This is a genomic window from Streptomyces sp. NPDC057939 (genome assembly GCF_042887545.1).
GTDB lineage: Bacteria > Actinomycetota > Actinomycetes > Streptomycetales > Streptomycetaceae > Streptomyces.
In genome coordinates this window covers 54,983-75,879 of the sequence record NZ_JBHVPG010000007.1, presented here as the reverse complement: position 1 = coordinate 75,879, position 20,897 = coordinate 54,983, and the positions used below count along the sequence as shown (strand labels likewise).

Annotated in this window: 25 protein-coding genes; 9 read left to right on the top strand and 16 right to left on the bottom strand. The window is 70.9% G+C overall.

What is annotated here, in order from left to right; all coding sequences use genetic code 11:
* The first annotated feature begins 162 nt into the window (after nt 1–162).
* Nucleotides 163–813, top strand: a complete 651-nt coding sequence (locus ACFVS6_RS10875) for a DUF998 domain-containing protein (RefSeq protein WP_389702935.1) — start codon at nt 163–165, stop codon at nt 811–813.
* A gap of 150 nt (nt 814–963) precedes the next feature.
* Here ACFVS6_RS10875 and ACFVS6_RS10870 read toward each other — a convergent pair whose 3' ends face one another.
* Together ACFVS6_RS10870 and ACFVS6_RS10865 are read right to left on the bottom strand one after the other, a co-directional pair.
* Entirely contained in the window at nt 964–1,473 is a 510-nt protein-coding gene (locus ACFVS6_RS10870; RefSeq protein WP_389702645.1) for a hypothetical protein, read from the bottom strand.
* Nucleotides 1,474–1,523: 50 nt separating this feature from the next.
* On the bottom strand, nt 1,524–1,841 hold the full coding sequence (locus ACFVS6_RS10865; RefSeq protein ID WP_389702643.1) for a helix-turn-helix domain-containing protein: 318 nt from the start codon (nt 1,839–1,841) through the stop codon (nt 1,524–1,526).
* Between the two features lie 113 nt (nt 1,842–1,954).
* On the opposite strand from ACFVS6_RS10865, the gene ACFVS6_RS10860 reads away from it, so the two are divergent.
* Both ACFVS6_RS10860 and ACFVS6_RS10855 read left to right on the top strand, forming a co-directional pair.
* Nucleotides 1,955–2,212: a hypothetical protein gene (locus ACFVS6_RS10860; protein ID WP_389702641.1), complete on the top strand. Its 258-nt coding sequence runs from the start codon at nt 1,955–1,957 to the stop codon at nt 2,210–2,212.
* A complete protein-coding gene (locus ACFVS6_RS10855) occupies nt 2,209–2,511 on the top strand; it encodes a VOC family protein (protein ID WP_389702640.1) in 303 nt (100 codons plus the stop codon). Before ACFVS6_RS10860 ends, ACFVS6_RS10855 begins: the two co-directional genes overlap by 4 nt.
* Nucleotides 2,512–2,580: 69 nt before the next feature.
* Here the strand turns inward: ACFVS6_RS10855 and ACFVS6_RS10850 are convergent, their stop codons facing one another.
* From ACFVS6_RS10850 to ACFVS6_RS10810, 9 genes are all read right to left on the bottom strand, one after another.
* Nucleotides 2,581–3,198, bottom strand: a complete 618-nt coding sequence (locus ACFVS6_RS10850) for a hypothetical protein (protein WP_389702639.1) — start codon at nt 3,196–3,198, stop codon at nt 2,581–2,583.
* Between the two features lie 185 nt (nt 3,199–3,383).
* Nucleotides 3,384–3,860: a hypothetical protein gene (locus tag ACFVS6_RS10845; protein WP_389702638.1), complete on the bottom strand. Its 477-nt coding sequence runs from the start codon at nt 3,858–3,860 to the stop codon at nt 3,384–3,386.
* 105 nt (nt 3,861–3,965) lie between these two features.
* Entirely contained in the window at nt 3,966–5,189 is a 1,224-nt protein-coding gene (locus ACFVS6_RS10840; protein ID WP_389702636.1) for a cytochrome P450, read from the bottom strand.
* Nucleotides 5,186–5,977: a TetR/AcrR family transcriptional regulator gene (locus ACFVS6_RS10835; protein WP_389702634.1), complete on the bottom strand. Its 792-nt coding sequence runs from the start codon at nt 5,975–5,977 to the stop codon at nt 5,186–5,188. The genes ACFVS6_RS10840 and ACFVS6_RS10835 overlap by 4 nt, the downstream gene beginning before the upstream one ends.
* A 312-nt stretch (nt 5,978–6,289) precedes the next feature.
* Nucleotides 6,290–7,531 (bottom strand): ABC transporter substrate-binding protein, encoded by a 1,242-nt coding sequence (locus tag ACFVS6_RS10830; RefSeq protein ID WP_389702933.1) that lies wholly within the window; start codon nt 7,529–7,531, stop codon nt 6,290–6,292.
* A gap of 26 nt (nt 7,532–7,557) precedes the next feature.
* Nucleotides 7,558–8,694: a branched-chain amino acid ABC transporter permease gene (locus ACFVS6_RS10825; RefSeq protein WP_389702633.1), complete on the bottom strand. Its 1,137-nt coding sequence runs from the start codon at nt 8,692–8,694 to the stop codon at nt 7,558–7,560.
* The gene (locus ACFVS6_RS10820; protein ID WP_389702631.1) at nt 8,687–9,577 is read right to left on the bottom strand and encodes a branched-chain amino acid ABC transporter permease; all 891 of its coding nucleotides are present in this window, start codon (nt 9,575–9,577) and stop codon (nt 8,687–8,689) included. Before ACFVS6_RS10820 ends, ACFVS6_RS10825 begins: the two co-directional genes overlap by 8 nt.
* Complete coding sequence (locus ACFVS6_RS10815) at nt 9,574–10,377, bottom strand: ABC transporter ATP-binding protein (RefSeq protein ID WP_389702629.1); 804 nt, start codon at nt 10,375–10,377, stop codon at nt 9,574–9,576. The genes ACFVS6_RS10820 and ACFVS6_RS10815 overlap by 4 nt, the downstream gene beginning before the upstream one ends.
* Nucleotides 10,365–11,162, bottom strand: coding sequence for an ABC transporter ATP-binding protein (locus ACFVS6_RS10810; protein WP_389702628.1), 798 nt, complete (start codon nt 11,160–11,162; stop codon nt 10,365–10,367). The genes ACFVS6_RS10815 and ACFVS6_RS10810 overlap by 13 nt, the downstream gene beginning before the upstream one ends.
* A 234-nt stretch (nt 11,163–11,396) precedes the next feature.
* Between ACFVS6_RS10810 and ACFVS6_RS10805 the strand changes: the two genes are divergently transcribed.
* On the top strand, nt 11,397–12,605 hold the full coding sequence (locus ACFVS6_RS10805) for a PucR family transcriptional regulator (RefSeq protein WP_389702626.1): 1,209 nt from the start codon (nt 11,397–11,399) through the stop codon (nt 12,603–12,605).
* Nucleotides 12,606–12,705: 100 nt separating this feature from the next.
* On the opposite strand, the gene ACFVS6_RS10800 is transcribed toward ACFVS6_RS10805, so the two are convergent.
* The 3 genes from ACFVS6_RS10800 to ACFVS6_RS10790 all read right to left on the bottom strand — a co-directional run bounded on the left by ACFVS6_RS10800 (nt 12,706) and on the right by ACFVS6_RS10790 (nt 14,186).
* Nucleotides 12,706–13,107: an STAS domain-containing protein gene (locus ACFVS6_RS10800; protein ID WP_389702624.1), complete on the bottom strand. Its 402-nt coding sequence runs from the start codon at nt 13,105–13,107 to the stop codon at nt 12,706–12,708.
* Entirely contained in the window at nt 13,104–13,349 is a 246-nt protein-coding gene (locus ACFVS6_RS10795) for a hypothetical protein (RefSeq protein WP_389702623.1), read from the bottom strand. Before ACFVS6_RS10795 ends, ACFVS6_RS10800 begins: the two co-directional genes overlap by 4 nt.
* 444 nt (nt 13,350–13,793) lie before the next feature.
* Nucleotides 13,794–14,186: a YciI family protein gene (locus ACFVS6_RS10790; RefSeq protein ID WP_389702621.1), complete on the bottom strand. Its 393-nt coding sequence runs from the start codon at nt 14,184–14,186 to the stop codon at nt 13,794–13,796.
* A 910-nt stretch (nt 14,187–15,096) separates the two neighbouring features.
* On the opposite strand from ACFVS6_RS10790, the gene ACFVS6_RS10785 reads away from it, so the two are divergent.
* The 3 genes from ACFVS6_RS10785 (at nt 15,097) to ACFVS6_RS10775 (ending at nt 17,207) form a co-directional block, all read left to right on the top strand.
* Nucleotides 15,097–15,402, top strand: coding sequence for a hypothetical protein (locus ACFVS6_RS10785; protein ID WP_389702619.1), 306 nt, complete (start codon nt 15,097–15,099; stop codon nt 15,400–15,402).
* A 142-nt stretch (nt 15,403–15,544) separates the two neighbouring features.
* Nucleotides 15,545–16,288 (top strand): hypothetical protein, encoded by a 744-nt coding sequence (locus ACFVS6_RS10780; RefSeq protein ID WP_389702617.1) that lies wholly within the window; start codon nt 15,545–15,547, stop codon nt 16,286–16,288.
* 172 nt (nt 16,289–16,460) lie between these two features.
* Nucleotides 16,461–17,207, top strand: a complete 747-nt coding sequence (locus ACFVS6_RS10775; RefSeq protein ID WP_389702615.1) for a phosphotransferase family protein — start codon at nt 16,461–16,463, stop codon at nt 17,205–17,207.
* A 153-nt stretch (nt 17,208–17,360) separates the two neighbouring features.
* On the opposite strand, the gene ACFVS6_RS10770 is transcribed toward ACFVS6_RS10775, so the two are convergent.
* Complete coding sequence (locus ACFVS6_RS10770; protein WP_389702613.1) at nt 17,361–17,837, bottom strand: hypothetical protein; 477 nt, start codon at nt 17,835–17,837, stop codon at nt 17,361–17,363.
* Between the two features lie 217 nt (nt 17,838–18,054).
* On the opposite strand from ACFVS6_RS10770, the gene ACFVS6_RS10765 reads away from it, so the two are divergent.
* Nucleotides 18,055–19,005 carry a DUF4232 domain-containing protein gene (locus ACFVS6_RS10765; RefSeq protein ID WP_389702611.1) on the top strand — a complete coding sequence of 317 codons (951 nt, stop codon included), beginning with the start codon at nt 18,055–18,057 and terminating at the stop codon, nt 19,003–19,005.
* A 270-nt stretch (nt 19,006–19,275) separates the two neighbouring features.
* The gene (locus ACFVS6_RS10760; RefSeq protein ID WP_389702609.1) at nt 19,276–19,848 is read left to right on the top strand and encodes a snapalysin family zinc-dependent metalloprotease; all 573 of its coding nucleotides are present in this window, start codon (nt 19,276–19,278) and stop codon (nt 19,846–19,848) included.
* Between the two features lie 435 nt (nt 19,849–20,283).
* Here ACFVS6_RS10760 and ACFVS6_RS10755 read toward each other — a convergent pair whose 3' ends face one another.
* Complete coding sequence (locus ACFVS6_RS10755) at nt 20,284–20,835, bottom strand: hypothetical protein (RefSeq protein ID WP_389702607.1); 552 nt, start codon at nt 20,833–20,835, stop codon at nt 20,284–20,286.
* Nucleotides 20,836–20,897: the final 62 nt, after the last annotated feature.

Below are 20,897 nucleotides of genomic sequence, written 5' to 3'. Positions count from 1 at the left end.
GGCTCGGGGCCGTTCGGACGGTGTCGCGGTCGGGTCTGCCCCACCCCGTTTCAGGGGGTTCGTCGGAGTGCCTGAGCCCGGCGCCACATGGTCGGCTGTCCGCACGGGATTCGCGTGACGGAAGGTGGACAAGTAAAGCGCAGGATCGGGTACTTGGCATGGGTGGCGGGTGTGGTGCAGTTCTTCGCCATCCACACGATCGCCGAGCAGGCCTGGGTCAGACCGTACAGCTGGGCCCGGAACAACATCAGCGACTTGGGAAACGCCCACTGCGCCCTGCAACCGGACCCTGAACCGCGGTACGTCTGTTCCCCCGAACACGGCCTGATGAACGGCTCCTTCGTGGCCCTGGGAGTGTTGCTCGTCGTCGGGGTCGCCCTGACCGGTGGCCGTGCCCTGTGGCGCGGGGGCAGGGCCGCCGGCGTGGCCCGTCTGCTGCTCGCCACCGCCGGTGCGGGATTCGTGTTGGCCGGGCTGGCTCCGGCGGACGTCAACGAGAACCAGCACGTCCTGGGCGCCCTCCTGATCATGGCGGCGGGCAACATCGGTCTCGTCGTGGCGGGGTTCGCCCTGGCATATGACGTACCGACCCCCCTGCGGTGGGGCACCGGCCTGCTGGGAGTCACGGCGATCGCGGCCCTCGGGCTGTTCCTCTCCCGCCACTACCTCGGTCTCGGCATGGGCGGTATGGAACGGGTCGCGGCCCTCCCGCTCCTGGTCTGGGCGTTGGCCGTCGGCGTTCGCGGCCTCGTCCGGCAGGGGCGCCGCACGCCCGAGGTGACGCCGCGAGAGCGCATCGGCCACGCTGGTTGAGAACAGGGCTCGGGTCCCGGGGCGGCCTCCCTCGCTGGATTCGTCACCGAGCCGGCCACCCCGCCGCTGCCGGCCGGGCGCCCGGTGTCGGCCCACCGACCCTCGCGGCGGGCCCTCGCGACACGAGCAGCCCGCACCCGCCGGTGCGGTTCACGTCGCCAGGGGCCGGCTTCGCCCACCGTCGGGGTCGGCGGGCGCCGACTCGTCGTCCTCACAGTACGGACACCAAGGTGACAGGCGGTTGTGCGTGCGGGTCATCCAGTTGGTGATCGCCGTGAAGCCCAGCCCGAGACCGAGGAAGACGCTCGCCATGCTCTCCGCGTCCTCCATCCCGACCAGTTCGTACAGCGGACGACAGCCCAGGACGAGGAGGGCGAAGTGCGCGGTGGAACCCAGCAGGAACATCGGAAGCGGGCACACGACCGTGTGGAACGCTTTGAGCGCCCATCGCGCGCCGAGGTCCTCCCGGGCTGATTCCCCCGGGTTGAGCGGCATCGCTTTCACGCATTCCGTGCAGGGCGGTCCCCACCGGTGGCGGATCTGCATCAGGGTGGAGGTGGCCATCAGCATCCCGCCGATGGCGGAGGCCACCAGGCCGAGCGTCGTCCGGTAGGTGAGCGCGAGCATCAGCATCGTGACGGCGGCGGCCACGTACCACATGTCTCCGTGGTGACGGTGCCTCACTTCGCGGACGGAGCTGCGCCAGTGCATCATCTCGAGACCCCTTCTGCGGTTCTCCGGGGCGCGGAGGCGGCAGGTGCGGACGCGTGGCCGGTCGTACGCGGCACGAGGCAGACCGTGAGGTCGGTGCCCAGCGCCTCCGCGACCCTGCTCAGGACGTCGAGGCTCGGCAGGTTCCTGGCGGCTTCCAGCCGGGAGACGTGCGGCTGCCGCATACCGGCAGCCTCCGCCAACTGCTTCTGGGACCAACCGAGTTCCGTCCGACGGTCGAAGACCGCCTGGGCGATCCGATAGGCGAGATCGCGGTCGTCGAGTTCGTCGGACTCCTGCTGCTGCTTGCTTGGCATACCGCCAAAGGTATGTATACCTTGGGGCGGACACAAGAGCGGGCGGTGCGCGCATGGTTCACGCCATGCGCCAACACCCCGCTGCAAGCGTTCTGACCGGGGGGAAGAGACGAATGTTCAAGTTCGCTGCGCGGTACCCGAATGCGATCGCCCTGTTCACCTCCTTCTGCGGCGGGTTCACCCTCGTCATGGCGGAGATCCAGGGTGATGTCCGCCCGCTGTGGTGGATCATCTGGGGAGTGTCGCTGGGGATCGTCGTCCTCATGACGATCTCCACCTCGGCGTTGACCCGCGGGTGGTGGAGGCCCCGCCCCCGTGTTCGCGCCTCGGCTTCCGAGAGCCGGGCGAACGGGGTCGGTGACGCTCGATGACCATCGATCTCCTCGTCATCCACACGACCCGCTTGGAGGAGTGCCGCGACTTCTACGCCGGCCTCGGCCTCGATCCCGTACCGGAAAAGCACGGCAACGGCGTCGAGCACTACGCCATGACCCTTGCCGACGGAACCGTCCTGGAGCTGTACCCGGCCACCCATCGGCCCGAAACCGGCTACCTGCGCCTCGGACTGACGGCGCCCGCGGCCGGTGCGGCCGGACCGAAGGCCGGTAGGCATACCCTGACCGACCCGGACGGCCGGACGGTCGTCCTGAGCGTGCCTCAGCCGCACTGAGAAGGATTCTCGCGGACGGCCGGCGGCGGGGCGGGGGTGGAGGAGGGGCGCCGCCGTCGGGCAGGCACTTCATCGCATTGTCGGCCGACGCGGCCCCCGGCGCCGCTTCTCGTACGCCTCCCGGATCCCGCCTACCAGTCCCAGGAGGACGGCCGTACCGACCGCCACCGCGGCCGCGGTACGCATTCCCTGACCGTGGACGTCCCCGGCCGCCCGCGGCGAGACCTTGCCCTGCGGGTCGTGCACCACGGCCAGGGAATCGCCGACTTTCGCAAGCCGTGAGGGAGTGTTCAGGTACTTCGGGCCGCCCGCGGGGCAGTCCAGACGGTGGTCGTACGAGGTCCGGGTCGTGTGGGTCCAACGGCCCTCGGCGTCCATCGAGGAGTCGGTCTCGGTGCGTTCGGTGACCTTCAGCACGATGCAGCTGATCTCGATGCCCCGCTCCTCCAGCGTGCTGTGCCCCACGGACACGAGCGCCAGGACGGCGCCGAGGCCGGCAGGGAGGGCGGACAGCGCGATGAGCGAGGCTCCGCGTCGCGTCGCGACGGCGGCGTGCCAGCCGAGCAGGAGCAGCGGGAGCAGCAGCCCGCCGAGGAAGAACCACCAACTGCCCAGCGAACCGTACGCCGACTCCCGGGCCACCCCGAGGGCCAGGGCCGCGGCCAACGGCGGCGCGGTCAGCGCCACCGCGGTCCGCCGGAGCCCGCGAGCCCATCCCCCTTGCCCGCCCGCCATGGCCACCCCCGTGACTCGTACCTGTGCACTCCAGGTAACCGCGACGGCACGAACACGTAAAGGGCGCAGCCGTGTCACGGGATCCCGTCCTGCGGCAGCAATGGAGAACGCCCCGCATCAGGCCGTCCCCGATCCCTTCAGCCCCGCCAATTGACCTGCCCGTCCTCGACCCGAAGCGCGGCCGGAACATCGGTTTCTTGGAACCTGAGGAAACCGACCCGGACCGCGCCGTTCTCGCGCAGGTGTGATGTGTCGGCCCGTCCGGCCAGCCAGCAGAGCAACTCGCCCACCTTCTCGAACTGGTCGGGGTGTATTTCCTGTCGGGACGTCAGGGACCAACCCTTCCGCGGCAGGTCCGCGCGACTGGCCAGTGCCGAGAAGAGCACACCACCCACGCGCCATGCCGGGCCCTGTTCGGCCAGGAGGGGGTAGGGATCGTCCTCGATCACCGGGGCACCCGAGTCGTCCTCCACCACGACCGGGAAGTCGGTCACGATGGACAGGCTTTCGGGCCGGGGCCCCATCCCCAGGTGCCAGCGCAGGTCGGCGAGTTCGGCCTCGGAGATCTCCTCCCGAAGGTCGACGGCAATCATCAGCTCATGGAAATCACTCACCCGATGAACGCTACGGCTCACCACTGACAGTCCGAGGGGGAGCCGCACCCTCACGCGCACTCACCTCTTGGCGCTCGACAAATCATCGGGCCATGATCAACCGGGTCAACCGAAACGTACGGGTAGGTACTTGATGCCGTTGATGAAATCGGAGCGGAGCCGGCGGACCTCGCCCGTCACCTCGAAGTCCGGTTGCCGGCTGAGGAGTTCACGGATCAGGGCCTTGATCTGCGTACGGGCCAGGCCGGCCCCCAGACAGAAGTGCGGTCCTCCGCCGCCGAAGGCGAGGTGCTCGTTGGGGGTGCGGCGGACATCGAACGTGAACGGGTCGGAGAACACCTCCTCGTCGCGGTTGGCGGAGGTGTAGAACGTGACCACCTTCTGGCCCGCCGATATCGGACGCCCACGCAGGACGGTGTCGCGGGTGGCGGTGCGGCGGAAGTTGTGGATCGAGCCGCCCCAGCGCAGGAACTCCTCGGTCGCGGAGGCCCACAGCGCCTCGTCGTGCGGGGCGGCCGCCAGCTCGGCGCGGGCGGCCGGGTGTTCGGCCAGGGCCAGCACCGTGTGGGAGAGGAGGTTGCGGGTGGTCTCGTTGCCGGCGACGCAGAGCAGCACGAAGAACATGTTGATCTCGTGTTGGGTGAGCCGGTCCCCGTCGACCTCGGCGTGGACCAGCGTGGAGAGGATGTCGTCCCGCGGGTGGGCACGACGATCGGCGGCCAATGCGTCGCAGTAGGCGTAGATCTCGGCGGCAGCGAGGTCGCTGTCGTGCCGGCCGGCGGACAGCTCCGGGTCCTGGCCGCCCGCCATCCGGTTGCTCCACTCGAAGATCAGCTGTTCGTCCTCGGACGGCACGCCGACCATCTCGCAGATCGTCTGGATCGGCAGCCTGGCAGCCACCTCGGGGACGAAGTCCATCTCGCGGCCCGGGACGACGGCCTCCTCCACCAGGCGGGCGGCCCGCTCGCCGATCCTGGCCGCCAGGCGGCGTACCACTCGGGGAGTGAAACCCGCGCTGACCAGGGCGCGGTAGCGGGAGTGGCGCGGGGCGTCCATACCGAGCAGGACCAGGCGCAGGCTCTCCAACGACTCCGGGCTCTGGTCGCGGACCATGAACGAGCCGAGTTCGGTGGACCAGAGCTCGGGGTCGCGGCTGACCGCCTTGACGTCGGCGTGCCGGGTGACCGCCCAGAAGCCCTGGTGGCTGCCGGGGCCCGGGATCTCGTGCCAGTGGACCGGGTCCTCACGGCGCAGCCTGGCGAACTGCTCGTGCGGGACCCCGGCCGCCCAGGTGTCTTCGAGGAGGTCCACTTCACCGGTGGGTATCACGCGTCCACGTCCCTTCGGGAGTTGCGGGAGTTGCGAAAGTTGCGGGGCTTCGGCGGCGTGGGGACGTCCGGAGCCGGGGCGGGCGCCGCGAGCAGGACGCCCAGAGCGTCCACGACGAGCGAGTCGGGGACCGCGCGGGGGTCCAGGCGGTGCTGCATCGCCAGACCGAGCAGCAGTCCCAGGATCAGGGCGCCTGTCTCCTGCGGCGGGCGGGCCGGCGGGGTTCCCGCAGCCTGGGACCGCTCGGCGTGTCCCTCGCCGAGCCGGGCGCGGACCTCGGCGTAGCGGTCGGCGAGCCGGGTCCCGACGAGCGGGCCGCGGGCGCCGTGCAGCCAGAGTTCGGCTTCGAGGAGCAGCCAGGAGTCGCCGCGCTCGGGGTGCGGGCGGGTCAGGCTGCGCCACATCGCGGAGTGGTGCACGGAGGGGTCCTCGCGGTCCGCACTCGCGGCCATCTCCGCGGTGAGATCCTGCGCGGTGCGCTCCTTCCACACCTCCAGCAGGGCCAGGAGCAGACCCTCCTTGCCGCCGAAGTGGCTGTAGAGGGCGCCGGTGGTCCGCCCGGCGGCGTCGGCGACGGCTTCGGCCGAGACGGCGTGGTAGCCGTTGTGGGCGAAGAGTTCGGCCGCCGCGTCGATGAGCCGGCCCCGGGTCTCGGCCTTCCGCCGCTCCTGCCGACCCGGCTCCGCGCCGCCCGACGGCGTCCCGGTCCCGGGGCCGGGCCGGTCGCGGGGCGGGTCGTCGGGCGATCGGGACGCGGAGGGCTCGGCTGCGTGGCGGCGCGGGGTCATGGCGGCTCCCGGGACTTATATCGGAGTTCCGATATAAAGTTGCGCCCCAACCTGACGGATCGTCAATCCCCGTGCAGCGGAAGTCGGTGCCGGTTTCAACAGGGCCGCCGGGCCGCCGAGATCAACCGAGCCGCGGACGCCGCGCGCGGCGGCGCGAAGAAGCTCGGGCTGCGCTCACGGACGCCGGATCGAGCGGCATCACCCGAACCTGCGCCGGACCCTGCGCCGGACCCTGCGCCCGAACCTGCGCCCGGACCTCCACCCCGACCACCCGGCGCCCGAACCCGCCACACAACCCTGCGCCCGGGTACCTCAGGGAGCGGGCGTGAACTTGGTCGCTGCGGGCGCGGCCGCGGCTTCCTTCACCACCTTCATGCCGCCCGGAACCCCCGCGTCGGGCTTCAGGATCACGCTCTGGCGGGTGGAGGGCGCCTTCGGGTCCGAGAAGTCGTGGGTGATGCCGAAGCCGTTGTCGTAGGACTTCAGGCTCAGGAGCGCCGCACGGATACCTTCCCGGGTCAGGTCCTTGTCGGCGCAGGCCTTCTTCAGCACTTCGCCGAACAGGGCGCCTGCGGTGAAACCGGCCACCACGCCGTTGTCGAGCCCCGAGTCCGGGTACTCCGCCTTGTACGCGGCGGCCAGCGCGGCCGGGGCCGCCTCCGTGGATCCGATCGGCAGGGCGGAGGAGGCGACGTAGTAGTCCTTCTGCAGGGCCGCACCGGCCGGCGTCGCCAACAACTGCGGGGCGAAGGCCGAGTTGTTGCCGACGATCGGCACGTTCCAGCCGCCCGCCGCGGCCACCCCGACGAGCGAGGCGGCCTGTCGGGGCCCGGCACTGATCACCACGGCCTTGACCCCGGCCTGCTTGAGCGCCGCCACCTGCGCCGTCATGTCGTTGTCGGTCGGCTTGATCTTCTGCTCGACGACGGTCAACCCGGACTCCGCGGCCACGGCCTTGGCCCCGGTCAGCGCGTTCTCGCCGTAGTCGCCCTCGAAGTACACGTGCCCGATCCGGTCGCCCGAGGCGATCCGCTTCTGGTCCAGGAGGAAGCCGACGGCGTTGATGGTCTCCACGTCGTACGTCGCGCCCACCGTACGGATGTACGGGCTGCCCAGCAGCGAGGCGGACCAGGCCTGCGGGATGACCAGGCCCTTGTCCCGGCCGTCGATCCGCTCCTTGACCGCCGAAACGAAGGGGGAGCCGATGAACTGGGTGAAGCCCAGCACCGTGGGCTCCAGCTCGGTGTAGGCGGCGAGGGCCTTCTGCGGGTCGTAGCCGTGGTCGCGCACCGTCAACTCGATGGTGCGGCCGCAGATGCCGCCGCCGGCGTTCGTCTGCTTCGCCCACAACTGCTGGGCCTGGGTCACGCTCTTGCCGAGGGACGCGTAGACGCCCGTCATGTCGGTGAGCGAGCCGAGCCGGATGCTCTTGTCGCTCACCCCGACCCCGGCCTTGACCCCGCCCGCGGCCGGCTTGTCCCCGGCGGCGCCCCCGTCGGGCTTGGCCTTGCCGCTGCACCCGGCGGCGCCGGTCAGGACGAGCGCGGCCGCCATGGCCGCGGCAGAGAGCCTTCTTCTGTTCACGTTCGCTCCTTCGGGGGTGTGGTGCGCTTCCGGACGTTCCGGGCGATGCCCGTGAGGCCGCCGGGCAGGAACAGGACGACCGCGACGACCGCCGCGCCGTAGAGGTAGCGGGACGCCTCGCCCGGCGACACCCCACCCGTTCCGGGTGCGGACACCAACGGGAGGGCGTCGCTGTAGCGGGTGAGCAGCTGGGGCAGCAGGGAGACGAAGACGGCTCCGACGACGGCGCCCCGGACCGTGCCCAGACCGCCGATCACGATCATGGCCAGGTACTCCAGGGACAGGACCATGCCGAAGTAGTCGGGCACTGTGCGCTGGAAGATCAGGGCGAGCAGGACACCGGCGAGCCCCGCGTACATGGACGACAGGACGAAGACGGCGGCCCGGTAGCGGGCGACGGCCACCCCCATCACCCCCGCGGCGATGCTGTGGTCTCGCAGCGCGTTCATGGCCCGCCCGGGCCGGCCCCGCAGGACCCCGCGCGCGAACAGGGCGCCGCCGAGGAGAGCGGCCAGGGCCAGGTACCAGAGCTTCTCCGCGGAGTGGAAGGGGACGGAGGCGATGACGGTCTCGGTGTCGTCGAAGGTGAATCCGAAGAGGGACAGCGGCTCCACGGCGCGCCCGTTGAAGCCGCCGGTGAGACTGGTCGCGTTGAACAGCAGGTGCTGGCCGATGAAGATCAGCGCGAGGGTGGCGATGCCGAGGTACGCCCCGCGCAGGCGGCCGGCGATGGGGCTGAAGAGACCGCCCGCCGCCCCGGCGAGGGCGACGGCCAGGGCGGCGGCGAGCCAACCGGGCAGTCCGAGCCCGACCGTCGCGTGGCCGCCGGCCGCGCCGCCGTCCCCGGCGAGCGCGCTGTACCCGTACGCGCCGACGGCGAGGAAGAAGGCGTGCCCCATCGACAGCTGACCGGTGGCCCCGGTGAGCAGGTTGAGCCCGATGGCCCCGATCGCGGCGGCGATGGCGAACAGCCCTGCCTGCAACCAGAACCGGTCGAGGTAGAACGGCAGCGCGAGGAGCACCAGGCCCGCGGCTGCCGCCGACACGCCACGGACGTTCACCGACCGCGACCGTCCACCCGCCCCGGATGCGACGGCCATGTCGCGGCGCACGGCGCTGCGGGTCTCAGACACGGGCGAGCTCCTTCGTGCCGAGGAGGCCGGCGGGGCGGACCAGCAGGACCAGGACCATCACCAGGTACGGGGCCAGGTCGCCGATGCCGCGACCGAGGAAGGCCAACTGCCCCTGGTAGCCGGTGGCGAGAGCTTCGGTGACTCCCACGATCAGACCGCCCGCCAGCGCGCCCGAGGTGGAGTCGAGACCTCCGAGGATCGCGGCCGGGAAGGCCTTGAGCGCGGCGAGGGAGGTGGCCCGCTCCAGACCGGGAGTGGGGAAGACCGTCAGGAAGAGCGCGGCCACGGCGGCCAGCGCTCCGGCCACCGCCCAGGCCGCGAGCGAGACCCGACCCAGCCGTACGCCCATCAGCGCGGCCGTCTCGGGCCGCTCGGCGGCGGCGCGCATGGCCACGCCCCAGGAGGTGTGGCGGAACACGAGCATGAAGACCGTGATCAGCAGGGCGGCGGCGAGGATCGCGGCGATCCTCGTCTGGGGCACCGTGACCGGCCCGAGGTGGACGACGCGATCGCCCCACGGATCGCCGAGCGAGAGCACGTCCGTGCCGATGCGCCGGGTGAGGTCGGTGATCAGGAGGATGTCGACGCCGATGGTGACGATGGCCAGCACGCTCTGGTCCTGACCCCGGTAGCGCCGCATCACGAGGAACTCGATCGCCGACCCCACCACCGCCGCCGCGAGGACGCCGGTCAGCAGGGCGGGCCAGAAGCCCAGTGCCTCGTGCAGCGTCGCGGTGACGTACCCGCCCGCCAGCAGCAGTGACGCGTGGGCGAAGTTGACCACCTCGGTCGCCTTGAAGATGACCACGAAGCCGAGGGCGATCAACGCGTAGACGGAGCCCATGGAGAGCCCGCCGAGGAGCAGTTCGAGGAAAGTGGTCATGCTGCCGGCTCCTCCTCCCCGAGGTACGCGCGGACCACCGCGGGATCGTTCTGCACCTGCGCGGGAGTTCCGCCGCCGATGCGCCTGCCGAAGTCGAGTACGGTCACCGCGTCCGCGAGCCGCATCACCACCCCCATGTCGTGTTCGACCAGCACGATCGAGATGCCGAGGCCGTCGCGCACGCCCGCGATGACGGCCGCCGTACGTTGCCTCTCGTCCGCCGTCATCCCGGCGACGGGCTCGTCGAGGAGCAGCAACCGCGGCTCCATGCACAGCGCCCGGGCCAGCTCGACGAGCTTCTGCTTCCCGTATGGGAGGGAACCCGCGGGCGCCGCCAGGTCCCCCTCCAGCCCGACGAACTCGGCTATCTCCCGGACCCGTTCGCGATGCCGGCGTTCCTCCCGCGCGGCCGCCGGCAGCCGCAGACCCGCGGCCAGGAACCCGGAGCGCATCAGCCGGTGCCGACCCAACAGGAGGCTGTCGGCGACGGTGGTGTGCGGGGGCAGCGCCAGGTTCTGGAAGGTGCGGGCGATGCCGAGGTCCGCGACGGCGTGCGGAGCGAGGCCCGTGAGCTCGGCGTCGCCGAAGCGGACGCTGCCGGCGGATGCCCGGTACACGCCGGACAGCACGTTGAAACAGGTGGACTTGCCCGCCCCGTTGGGCCCGATGACGGCGTGGACGCCACCGGGTTCCACCGTGAAGGACACGGAGTCGAGCGCCGTCAGGCCGGCGAAGCGGACGGTGACGTCGGTGACGGTCAGCGGCGGGGGAGGGGACGGCTGCGCGCTCACGCCGACCACCTGCCCAGCTCCCGCCGCTCCCCGACGGGAGCGGGTTCCGATCCGTCCCCGTCGGTGATGCCGAGGTAGCGGCGCCGCACCTCGTCCGAGGCGGCCAGCTCGGCGGCCGGGCCGTCGAGGGTCACCTCGCCGACCTCCAGGACGTACGCGTGGGAGGAGAGCCGCAACGCCAGTGCGGCGTTCTGCTCGACGAGGAGGACCGAGGCGCCCGAGGCGTTGATCTCGGTGATGGTCTCCGCGATGGTGGCGGCCATCCTGGGCGCCAGCCCGAGGGTGGGTTCGTCGAGCAGCAGCAGGCGTGGACGGGCCATCAGGGCGCGACCCAGGGCGAGCATCTGCTGCTCGCCGCCGGAGAGCAACCCGGCGCGCTGCCGCGCCCGCCGGCCCAGTACGGGGAACAGCTCGTGGACCCGGCCGAGGGAGCGGGCGGTGTCGGCCCGGGATCCCGCCCGGCCGCCCAGTGCGCCGGCCCGCAGATTGTCCGCGACGGTCATCCGGGTGAAGACCTGTCGCCCCTCGGGGACCTGCACCACTCCCGCGGCGACGACCCGGTCCGGACCGAGCCCGTCCAGCGGCCTGCCGTCGAAGGTGATGCTCCCGTCGGTCACGGCGCCGCGGTGGAACCCGAGCGTCCGAGACACCGCGCGCAGCAACGTCGACTTCCCCGCGCCGTTCCCGCCGAGCACGACTACCACGGCGCCGGCCGGCACGTCGAGCGACACCGAGCGCAGGGCCCGGACCGGCCCGTAGCCGACGGACAGCGCGCGCACCTGTAGCGAACCCACGTCCTCCTCCTTCCTCCGAACGGCCACCGACGGCCCCCAACGGCCCCCAACGGTCTTCCGAGGGGCCTCCGCAGGGGCTGTGTACGGCCTGTGTGCTGGCGCACACCCCAACACCGGCCCGGGGCGCCCGTCCACGCCCGGATGCGGAATCGCTGCCGATGACCAGCCGGAACCAGAACGCGTTGTGCACCTGCACAGACCTGATGCGCGCGCCCCTGACGGCAGCGGCGGCGGATGACATTCTCGGCGGCCATGGGCGGCGGACGCAGAACGCGCACGGAAGAGGAATGGTCGGTCCTGCTGTCGGCGGCGGACGTGCTGATCGCCGACATCCCCGGGCTCACCGACCACCTGATCGAGGATTTGGCGAAGCACTCGCCGCTGTTCGACCTGGCCGTTCCGCGGGACGAGCACTGGCAGCAGATCAGCGAGGCCATGCACTACGGGATCGAGGCCTTCGCCGCCCGCCGGTCGGCGCCCCGCAAGGACCTGGCGTACGCCGAGGAGCTGGGACGCCGGCGCGCCGAGCAGGGCCTCCCGCTGGACCTCCTCCTCTACGCCTACCGCCGGGCGGGGCGGCTGACCTGGGACGCGCTGCTGGACATCGTCACCGAGAAGGACCCGGAGGCGCTGCCCGTACTGGCCCGCGCGGCCGGGGCCATGTGGGCGGGCATCGAGCAGCAGGCGACCGCGACCGCCGAGGCCTACCGCACCGCGGAGGTGGAGATGCGCCGGCGCAGTGACGAGAGGGTGCAGGCCCTCCTGGACGCCCTGCTGGAGGGGGACAGCGCGCCGGCCCTGGCCGCCCAGGTGGCACTCGCCCTGGACCTGCCCGAACAGGGACGGTACGTGGTGGTGGTGCTACCGGCGGACCGGGGCGAATCGGTGCACCGGGTGGCGGCGGCGAAGGGGATGAGACTGTTCTGGCGGATGCGCACCGAGCGGGAACTGGCCGTGGTGGCGTTGGGCGACTCCTCACCGGGCGACCTCGCGGCGGAGCTCGCGGACCGCTGTCCGGGACCGGGCGGAATCAGCCCGGTGGTGGGGGGTCTGACCGAACTGGGCAGGGCCCGCCGACTGGCGGAGACCGCGCTTCGCACCTGCGGGCAGGAGGAACGGGTACTGGTGCAGCTGGCCGACCGGCTGCCCACCGCGCTGGTGGTGCGCCAGCCCGAACTCTCGGCGGAACTCGTCCACGCGGTCCTCGGCCCCCTGCTGGACCTCGACCCGGCGGACCGGGCGATGCTGCTGGAGACCCTCGACGCGTGGCTGGCGGCGGAGGGCTCGGCGGGCCGCGCCGCGAGCCGGCTGTACTGCCATCGCAACACGGTCTTCAACCGGCTGCGCCGGCTGGAACACCTGACCTCGACGTCCCTCTCCCGTCCCCGCGACCTGATCGCCCTCACCCTGGCACGGGACGCGTACCGCCTGTCGGGCGGCTGACCGGGCGGGGACCCGCGGCGCCGTGGCGATGCGGGCCGGCGGACGCCGGTGCGGGCCGGTCCGCGCCAATGGTGTCGGATGTGCCTGTCAGTTGTGCCCGTCAGTTGTGCCTGTCGGCGTTGCCGGAGCGGGCCCCTCGGGATTCCTCCGACACGGCGGCGTCGTGGCCGTCGGCGTCGGTGAGGTAGTCGAGGGTTCCGGTGAGGTGCAGGAGGCGTTCGAGGCGCAGGGGCCGGTTCTCCAGGTGAAGCCGGATGCCGGACGCGTCGGTCTGCCGCCGGATCATCAGAAGTTCGGCCAGTCCCGTCGAGTCGACGTCATCGACGCCCGTGAAGTGCAGGCGGAGCTCGCGGAGGCCGGGATGCTCGACGAGAACACGGCTGACCGCGCCCAGGAGGACGTGGGCGGAAGTGTGGTCGAGGTTGCCGGACAGCTGGACACGGACGATGTCGTGAGCGACGGCGCACGACACCTGGAGCGGGCTGTGGGGCACGGTGCTCATCGCGAGGTCCTGGTGGGGTCGAGGGTGAGGAGGGCCGACGGCTGCGGGCGGCGTTGCGGCCGCCCGCGCCCTGTGAGGGGGTGCCGGCGCGGCGGTGGCGGCAGGTCGGGGAACGGGGTTGCGTCGCGCGGGGGAGCGAGGGCCGGGGTGGGCAGCGCGACAAGGGAGCGGGCCCCGACGGAGGCGCGGGTCGCGAGGAGGACGCGGGGTGCGACGAGGTCGAGCTGGGTAACGAGGGCCACATTCCTGCCTTCCGTCGGGTTCCGACCGCCTGCAATTACGGAGTGTTGCCGCAATACGGCCCCACAAACGCGGTGTGTCATTTCCACGGTTGCCCCGCCGCCCGACAGCACCCGCATCAGCACCAGGGGACGCGGGGGGAAACGCCCGTCGCCTGCGGCGGCACACCGCTACGACGCGACTCCCGTCCTCCGGAGCCCCAGCAGCATCACGCACACGCATGCCGGGACAACGAGGTGCCGCCGCCGCCGGTCACCCACCCCGGCAGACCGGCGGAGGTCGGCCGGCTCCGGAGCCCGGGCCCCATCCGGCCGGCCCGGAGCCCGCGCCCCTGCGCCCCGTACGGCCCCGGCCCGCCCCGAGCCCGCGCCCCGCCGGCCCGTGCCGGGCGCTGTTCGGGTTCTCGGGCGCGGATCAGGGCCCTCCGCCTCCGGGGCGCGCCCGGTTCAGGCCTGGGTCGGGTCCGCAGGGATCGGGTGCACTTCGACCGGGTCGTTGCTGGGCTTCCCGCCTGCTCCCGGACACGCGGACGCCCGTGCGGCGATCTCCAGGGCGCGGTCCTCGCTCTTGACGTCGACCACCCAGTACCCGGCCAGGATGGAGCCCGGGTGAGCCGGACCGTCTGTCACCTGAGGGCGCCCGTCGCTTCCGGCTCGTACCGTCCTGACCAGGGAGGGCCCGCCGAGGCCCTGCCCGTCGACCCACTCCCCGGCGGCGGTGAGGTCCTCGTTGAGGGCGTTCATGTGGGCGAACATGGCCTCCATGTCCTCCTTGGAGTATCCGGACATGACGGCGTCCCACTGATCGGCGGGCACGTTCATCTGGATCATGTACTTCATCTTCTTCACCCTTCCAGGGCGGCTGATGGGCATCTCGGGCTTGCATAGGGTTGGACCGCCGCATGCCGCAGAACTCATCGGTGCCCGGGCATCGAATTCCCGCGAACCGGCACGTGCCCCCGGCCGGGAGGCCGAGCGCGGCGGCGACGCCGGGAGGACGGTGCCGGTACGGCCGCGGCATCGAGGTCACCCGGACAGGGGCGCCGACGGGCACGCCGACGCCAGGCACCGTGAACCAGAGCCGGCCCCGCGATCACTCCGAGGTACTGAACGACGACGACGGCCCGGGTGGCTTCGACGGAGACGAATGCTCGTCGGCGGCTCGATTCGCGTACCGCCGGGGCCACCAGGCCGTTACCCGTGGTGGTCGCCAGGTCCTGCGCGAGCCCCGTCACCGCCTCGTCGATCCCACGGTGGTTGCGGGGCCCAATTGCTGCGGGATGTCCCCAGCAGCATCCAAGTCGTCACGGAATTGCCGCACTTCATACTGTCCGCCTGTCGCCGGTGCACCGACGGGCCCGCCTTCGCCGAGCCGGGTGGGGCGCTAATACTGAACTGTGACGGGACCCGATCATCCCGGCCTGAGTACGCCCCGTGCGGTGACCGCCGCGCGCAGGTCTGCGGCCATCGCACCGCCTGGTCCGGCGACAGGGCAAGGACCCCGTTCTCCGTCATCAGTGCGTGGAACTGCTGCTCGCGGTAGCCAGGTACGCACAGACGAAGCACGGGCCGGTCCGGGTCCGCTCCACATAGGCCTCAAGGTCCATTGACTGCCTGTCCGTTGACACCGGGGCGCCTCTCGGTGGGGAGTGAACCCGTCTGCCCCAACCCCCGCGACACCCACCAGCACGAAGGAACGCCCATGGCTGGGCGAACTGGACGACCGGAATCGATCGGTTAGCCTGCCGGCATGTCAGTGAACATTGGATTCAATCTCCGGGTGTCGAACGTCGTCGACGAGGCACAGGCGCAGGCGATCGTCGGGGAGATCCGAGAGTTGATGCGGGACGAGAGCATCGCCGACCAGGTCCGGGTGGCGGTGGAAAAGGAGGGTGATGGCTGGTTCGTCGAGGGGCAGACCGACTTCCCGATCATCGTGAGCCGCTCCTACCTCTGGTGCCCGAAATTCGAGGAGTCCGTCGCTTGGTACGTGAAAGAGGTGGCGCCGTCGGCGAAGGTGGTGCTGGACTGGAACTATCCGGACGAGGAGCACTGACGGTCACAGCCGTCAGCGCGTCGGGCCACCCCGGGAGGTGTCTCGGGTGCGATGAACCCGGTGAACCGGGCATCCGGAAGGGCGAATGGCTGCAAACTGCCCGGACGGGAGTGGTGTCAGAAGGCCGGTCCAGGTTTGGCCCGTGAATCACAGCGGTTCCAAGGACGGTGAGCCCCTCGAAGCCGACTTGCCGCCCTACCGGGTAGTCCTGGCGGAGACTGATCGGGGTTCGTTCGAGACGTCCTCCGGGAACGGTGAACACCTTCCCGAAGTCCTGGCGCGGTTGCTGGAGCCTGATCCCAAGGTGCAGGTCGCCGCCTTGTCGGAACTTGGCGAGTTGGTCGGTCACCAGCACACCGTCTACGAAGCGGCCGCACCGGTCGCCATGTACGTCGCCGGCATCCTCTCCCACCCGGCGGCCATGACCCTCCGGCCTTATCGGAACGTTCCCATCCGCGCGACAATGTTGAACTGGCTTGCTTCCACGGCCTACGACGCCTCCGACGAGACTCTCGATCGCATGGAGCAGTACTTCCCAGGCTGCCTCACCCCCGACACCATGGCGGCCTTCCGGGACCTGCGTCCGATGCTCCATCGTGCCGTCGCGCCGTTTCTGCGGGACAGCCACATGGACGTGCGCGAAGCCGCCGGCGTCGCCGCGCTCATCCTCACCGAACACCCCGCGCTTGCCCGGCGTCGCGATCACCTCGCCGGACACGCGCGCCGCATCCTGGAGACCAGCAGCGACAGTTTCAACCGGCACGTTGCCTGGAAGTGCCTCACGGCATGGGGCCACCAGGTCACCGCCATTGACCCTCTCCAGGATGAGCCCGGGGACTGCGGTCCCCACAGCGATGGCCGCGGCGATCTCGTGCCCCCCTTCTGACGGAACGAAAAGCGCTCCCGCCCCATCCGTTCCTGATCAACCGGCGCGCTTGATCCGGTCAAGGGGTCTGCGTCGAGCATGAGGTTGGCGGGTAGCGGGACGCGGCCGGCTGAGGAGGCGCATGCGACAAATCCGGCGACATCGGTGGTCACCTCCGGGATACTGGGCGCCCATGGATGAGGTCGAGGTCATCGTTGCCCATTCCGCGCGCGCGACCCTGCGCGTCGGCGACGTGTTCCTGAAAGTGGACGCCGATCGAGCGCGCATCGACGTCGAGGTCGAGGCGATGTCCCTCGCGCCGATCCCGACCCCGGAAGTCCTGTGGCGCAAGCCGCCCGTGCTCGCGCTCGCTGCGCTCCCGGGGGCGACTCTCGGGCGCCTCGGTGGGCCGTCGACCGGATCGTCGGCGGCGTGGGCCGCGGCGGGCGCCGCCATCCGTCAGTTGCACGACGCGCCGCTGCCGCCCCGCCCCGGCCGGGCCGGACGGAGCATCGTCGCCCTGGCGACGGAGCTCGACGACGAATGCAGGTTGCTCGTGACAAACGGCCTCCTGCCCGCTGACCTGGTCACCCGTAGCCGCCGGGTCGCCGAGGCCGCGCTCCGACCCTGGACTCCGGCGTTCACGCACGGCGACCTTCAGATCGCGCACGTCTTCGTCGATGGCGACGAAGTCACCGGCATCATCGACTGGTCCGAGGCGGGACGGGGTGATGCTCTGTACGACCTCGCCACCTTCACCCTCGGACACGAGGAGCACCTCGACGACGTCCTCGCCGGTTACGGCGCCGACGTCGACCTCGACGTGATCAACGCGTGGTGGTCGTTGCGGAGCCTGTTGGGAGTCCGCTGGCTGATCGAGCACGGCTTCGACCCGTTCGCGCCGGGCTGTGAGGTCGACGTGCTGAGATCCCTGGTGTGAGGCCGCGCGCGTACGTCTGCTCCGTATGCGTTCCGGCGCATCGAGCGGGCCGTGCCCTCCGGCGATCGTCCACCACCTGCCGGCGACGACTGCGCACCGGACCCTGTTGAAAGTGGGGGATCGGCGCGCACGGACACCCTCTCAGGCTGGGCATCAATCCCATGAGTTGAAGAGCACTCCGCCCAACGTGGCGATGCCGTAGGAGCGAATCCGGCGCCACTCGCCCCGAGTGAGCACCGAAGTGTCCATGGAGGAAAGAGGCGTGGCGAGTTGCTCGTAGCTCAAAACCGCGAAACCTGCCTCGGTGAAGGACGATGCCCATGACGGAGGGTGGAGGAATTCCTCCGCGTACCAATTGCGACGTTCTTGCGCGAAGGCGATCCATGGGTGATGGCCGTGACACAGAACGACGCTCTCGCCCGTGCGATCCACGACCGATGCGGTGTGGAAGGTTCGCGGGTACGTCTGGACCTCCATCTCGCCCACCTGGCCCCCGACGACTCGGGCAGCGGCGAACAGAGCGCTTCGGAACGCCCGCAGGTCGGTATCCGGAAGCGGGCCATCAGCCGGCACGAAATAGCCCGTCGCACCACGGAGCAGCGCGAAATCCATGTTCCCCTCGTTCGTCATGTGGCTCATCCTGCCCGGTGCGGTACGAGCTCCCCGCCGAGAGGCCACCCGGGTACGCGGACGGGACGTCCGGAGTCGGGAGTCGGGCGTCGACCGCGCTCACCGGCCATGTACCGACCCGACCCGACCCGCCCCGCCCCGAACCTGTGACACCCCTATGACAGGAACTGTGCCTTCCGCCACATGCGCGGGGTTCGCGTCCTGATCAGATGAACGGATGCTGAGAACTGCTTCCCTCCGTACGGCTCGTGCCCGCCCCGCTCCCTTCCTGTCGGCTCTCGCCGCGACCGCTGTGCTGCTCACGGCGTGCGGGACCGAGCAGGTCGGCGCCGGGAGTGCGAACGCTTCCGATCCGACGTCCCGTACGCAGGTCGACGACCCGGGAAGGGACGGCGTGAGGATCACCTCGCTGACCCTCCCGAAGCCGACCCCCTCCGCTTCCCGCAGCGTCTCCGTCTCCGCCGACCGCCTGCCAGCGGACTCGGGGGCCGGCGCCGCCTACGAAGTCACCAACAAGGGCTCCGAGACCCTGACCTACACGGTCGTGTTCACCTTCCTCAGTAGCGACGGTCAAGCCCTGATGAACCAAACGGCAACCGTGCGCGACGTCGGCCCCGGCAAGACCGTACGGGGCACGGTCCGCGCCGGGGAACTGCCGCCGTCCGCGCCACGGGTGACGCGGGCCAAGGTTCTCGAAGTGACGAAGGTGCCCGCGAGCGAGGCGCCGGTCGAGCCGGGATCGTGCCCCGCCTCCGGGATCCGTGTCAGCGTGGACAAGGGCGACGCGGCCATGGGGCTGCGCGTCGTGGGCCTGCACCTCGACAACTGCGGCACGCGGGACTACGCCGTCGAGGGCTACCCACTGTTGGAGCTCCTGGACGACGACCTCAAACCTGTCGACGGCATCAAGATCCTCAAGGGCAGCGCTGAGATCACCACCGGCGACGGGCCCGACAGGCAGCCCCGTCCCGTCACGCTCAAGCCCGGTGAGTCGGCGATCTCCAGCCTGGTCTGGCGCAACACCACCGAGTCCGGCGCCCCGGCGAACATCCCCTACGTGCGGGTCCGCGCGAAGGCCGGTGCCGACCCGGTGACGGTGACCCCGAACCTCGACCTCGGAACCACCGGAAAGCTCGGGGTCAAACCATGGGAGAAGGCGAAGCGCTGAACGGACCGTGCGGCGCACCCCGCTGAGGACCCGACAGGGGGCGTCGGAGTCGGCCCTGGGACGGTGGCGCCCGCTGACCGGGCACCGGCCGGAGTCCCCGCCTGAATTGGCTGGCAGGTGCATGACGGGTTGGCCGAGTGCGGGGCTACCTTCTTAGGGCTCCGGAGGGGCGGCTGTCCGAACGCGCGGGCAACAGGCGGGCGGTGGCGGCGTCTCCAGTGCCCCGGCTCCGCCGAGGGGTCGGGTCCCCCACGCGTGAAGGAAGACGACATGTCCCTGGGCATATGGCTGAAAGCAGGCACCTCCGCTGCCGCGCTCGTCCTCGCCGCGGCGACCGGAGCGACCGCTGCCCCCGCGCCCGCACCGGACGCCACCGCAGCAGTGGTGACGCTCCGCTATGACGACAGCCGGGCCGGCGGTTGGGAGGCGGCCATCGCGGCCGGGGTCGCTTCCTGGAACGCGAACGTCAGCAACGTACGGCTGGTGGAGGCCGCGCCCGGCGTCCGGGCGGAGATCGTCATCGTGGCAACCACCGGCTGGCCGCAGGCCACGCTCGGCCCGGTCCGTCCGGGTCGACAGGTGCGGGTCGAACTCGGTTCGCAAGCCGTGAGCCAGGGATACGACAAGACGCGCATCGCGGCGCACGAGCTGGGCCACAGCCTGGGCCTGCCGGACACCAAGCCGGGGCCGTGCTCCCAGCTGATGTCCGGCTCCAGCGCCGGGACGGCCTGCGCCAACGCCGTGCCCAACGCGACGGAGCGGTCCCGCGTGCAGAACGCGTACGCGAACGGGCTCGCGGCGATCGTGCCCACCGACGGCCGAGTACTCATCGACGCCCCCTGATCGTAGGGGTCGGCGGGTGGGCCGGTGCGGGCGCTCGATCGGGACGGAACTCCCGGAGGGCGGCCGTGCCGGTCCACTGCCGTGCCGTCATGCGGCAGCAGCTTCGGGCCGGGCATGCAAGGCAGTTGGGCGGCCGACGTCCCGCACATCCACCAGGCGCCCGAGGGGGACGTCGAAGCCCTGCTGATCGTGCGCTAGCCGCGGTGACGCACGGGCGGAGCCACTGATCCGACACCGGTCAGCGCCATGGAGGCTCGCGCACGAATCCCCGGGGCCCGCCCGGCTGGGGCTGGGGGCGGGTGACTCGACCGATCAGGGAGGGCGCTTCGGCTCCGCCTTGGACTCTCGCCCAAGCGGTGTGAACCCGAGGGGTGGGGTGTCGCCACCGTTCCGCCCGACGGGCGGAGCTCGCACGGCAGACGTCGCCTCTCCTGGTCAGCTGTTTCGCCGTTGACCGAGCAGACGGCTCTGCTGCTGCTTCAGGCGCGCGAACCCGTGCCGCGCGTAGGTGGCCATCTCCTCGGCGGGGAAGGGCACTACGGACAGGTGCTCGTCGTAGCTTCCCTGCTCCCAGCGGGCGGCCGTGATCTCGTAGCCGGAAACGTGTGCGGACAGCTGAAGCAGGATCGGCGGCATCTCCGGTTCGCTCAGGAGGTCGGCGCGCTTGATGACGAGGTCGCGCATTGCCTGAATGTTCGGGAGGAAGACGGTCGTGACCCACAAGCGCCACTCGGCCAGTTCATCGTCGGAAGGTGGAGTCTCATGTACGAAGGGCGACCTGCCGTCAGGACGAGCGTTGCGCTCCATGAAGGCCCCGAAGATGCGGCTGTTGGCTTCCGTGAGGGCGAACAGCGGTCCGTAGAAGTCGCTGAGCTGCCGATTCACGCGAGCGAGGCGCTCTTGGCGCTGCGCGAGGCGCAAGCCGTTGAGATAGGTGACCATACAGCCGGCGAACGCCAGTGAGATGGTAACGATGACGGTGATCACAGGAGTTGATGCTAGTCAGCATCACGCCCTTCGGTTGGCCTGCGGTAGCAGATCAAGGTCGC

Bases quoted from the DNA above. Each gene is read 5' to 3' on its own strand.
- ACFVS6_RS10765 (WP_389702611.1), top strand. From the start codon at position 18,055: ATGCTGAGAACTGCTTCCCTCCGTACGGCTCGTGCCCGCCCCGCTCCC.
- ACFVS6_RS10830 (WP_389702933.1), bottom strand. From the start codon at position 7,531: ATGGCGGCCGCGCTCGTCCTGACCGGCGCCGCCGGGTGCAGCGGCAAG.
- ACFVS6_RS10760 (WP_389702609.1), top strand. From the start codon at position 19,276: ATGTCCCTGGGCATATGGCTGAAAGCAGGCACCTCCGCTGCCGCGCTC.
- ACFVS6_RS10785 (WP_389702619.1), top strand. From the start codon at position 15,097: ATGTCAGTGAACATTGGATTCAATCTCCGGGTGTCGAACGTCGTCGAC.
- ACFVS6_RS10860 (WP_389702641.1), top strand. From the start codon at position 1,955: ATGTTCAAGTTCGCTGCGCGGTACCCGAATGCGATCGCCCTGTTCACC.
- ACFVS6_RS10805 (WP_389702626.1), top strand. From the start codon at position 11,397: ATGACATTCTCGGCGGCCATGGGCGGCGGACGCAGAACGCGCACGGAA.
- ACFVS6_RS10770 (WP_389702613.1), bottom strand. From the start codon at position 17,837: ATGACGAACGAGGGGAACATGGATTTCGCGCTGCTCCGTGGTGCGACG.
- ACFVS6_RS10865 (WP_389702643.1), bottom strand. From the start codon at position 1,841: ATGCCAAGCAAGCAGCAGCAGGAGTCCGACGAACTCGACGACCGCGAT.
- ACFVS6_RS10820 (WP_389702631.1), bottom strand. From the start codon at position 9,577: ATGACCACTTTCCTCGAACTGCTCCTCGGCGGGCTCTCCATGGGCTCC.
- ACFVS6_RS10790 (WP_389702621.1), bottom strand. From the start codon at position 14,186: ATGAAGTACATGATCCAGATGAACGTGCCCGCCGATCAGTGGGACGCC.
- ACFVS6_RS10775 (WP_389702615.1), top strand. From the start codon at position 16,461: ATGGATGAGGTCGAGGTCATCGTTGCCCATTCCGCGCGCGCGACCCTG.
- ACFVS6_RS10870 (WP_389702645.1), bottom strand. From the start codon at position 1,473: ATGTGGTACGTGGCCGCCGCCGTCACGATGCTGATGCTCGCGCTCACC.
- ACFVS6_RS10835 (WP_389702634.1), bottom strand. From the start codon at position 5,977: ATGACCCCGCGCCGCCACGCAGCCGAGCCCTCCGCGTCCCGATCGCCC.
- ACFVS6_RS10855 (WP_389702640.1), top strand. From the start codon at position 2,209: ATGACCATCGATCTCCTCGTCATCCACACGACCCGCTTGGAGGAGTGC.
- ACFVS6_RS10800 (WP_389702624.1), bottom strand. From the start codon at position 13,107: ATGAGCACCGTGCCCCACAGCCCGCTCCAGGTGTCGTGCGCCGTCGCT.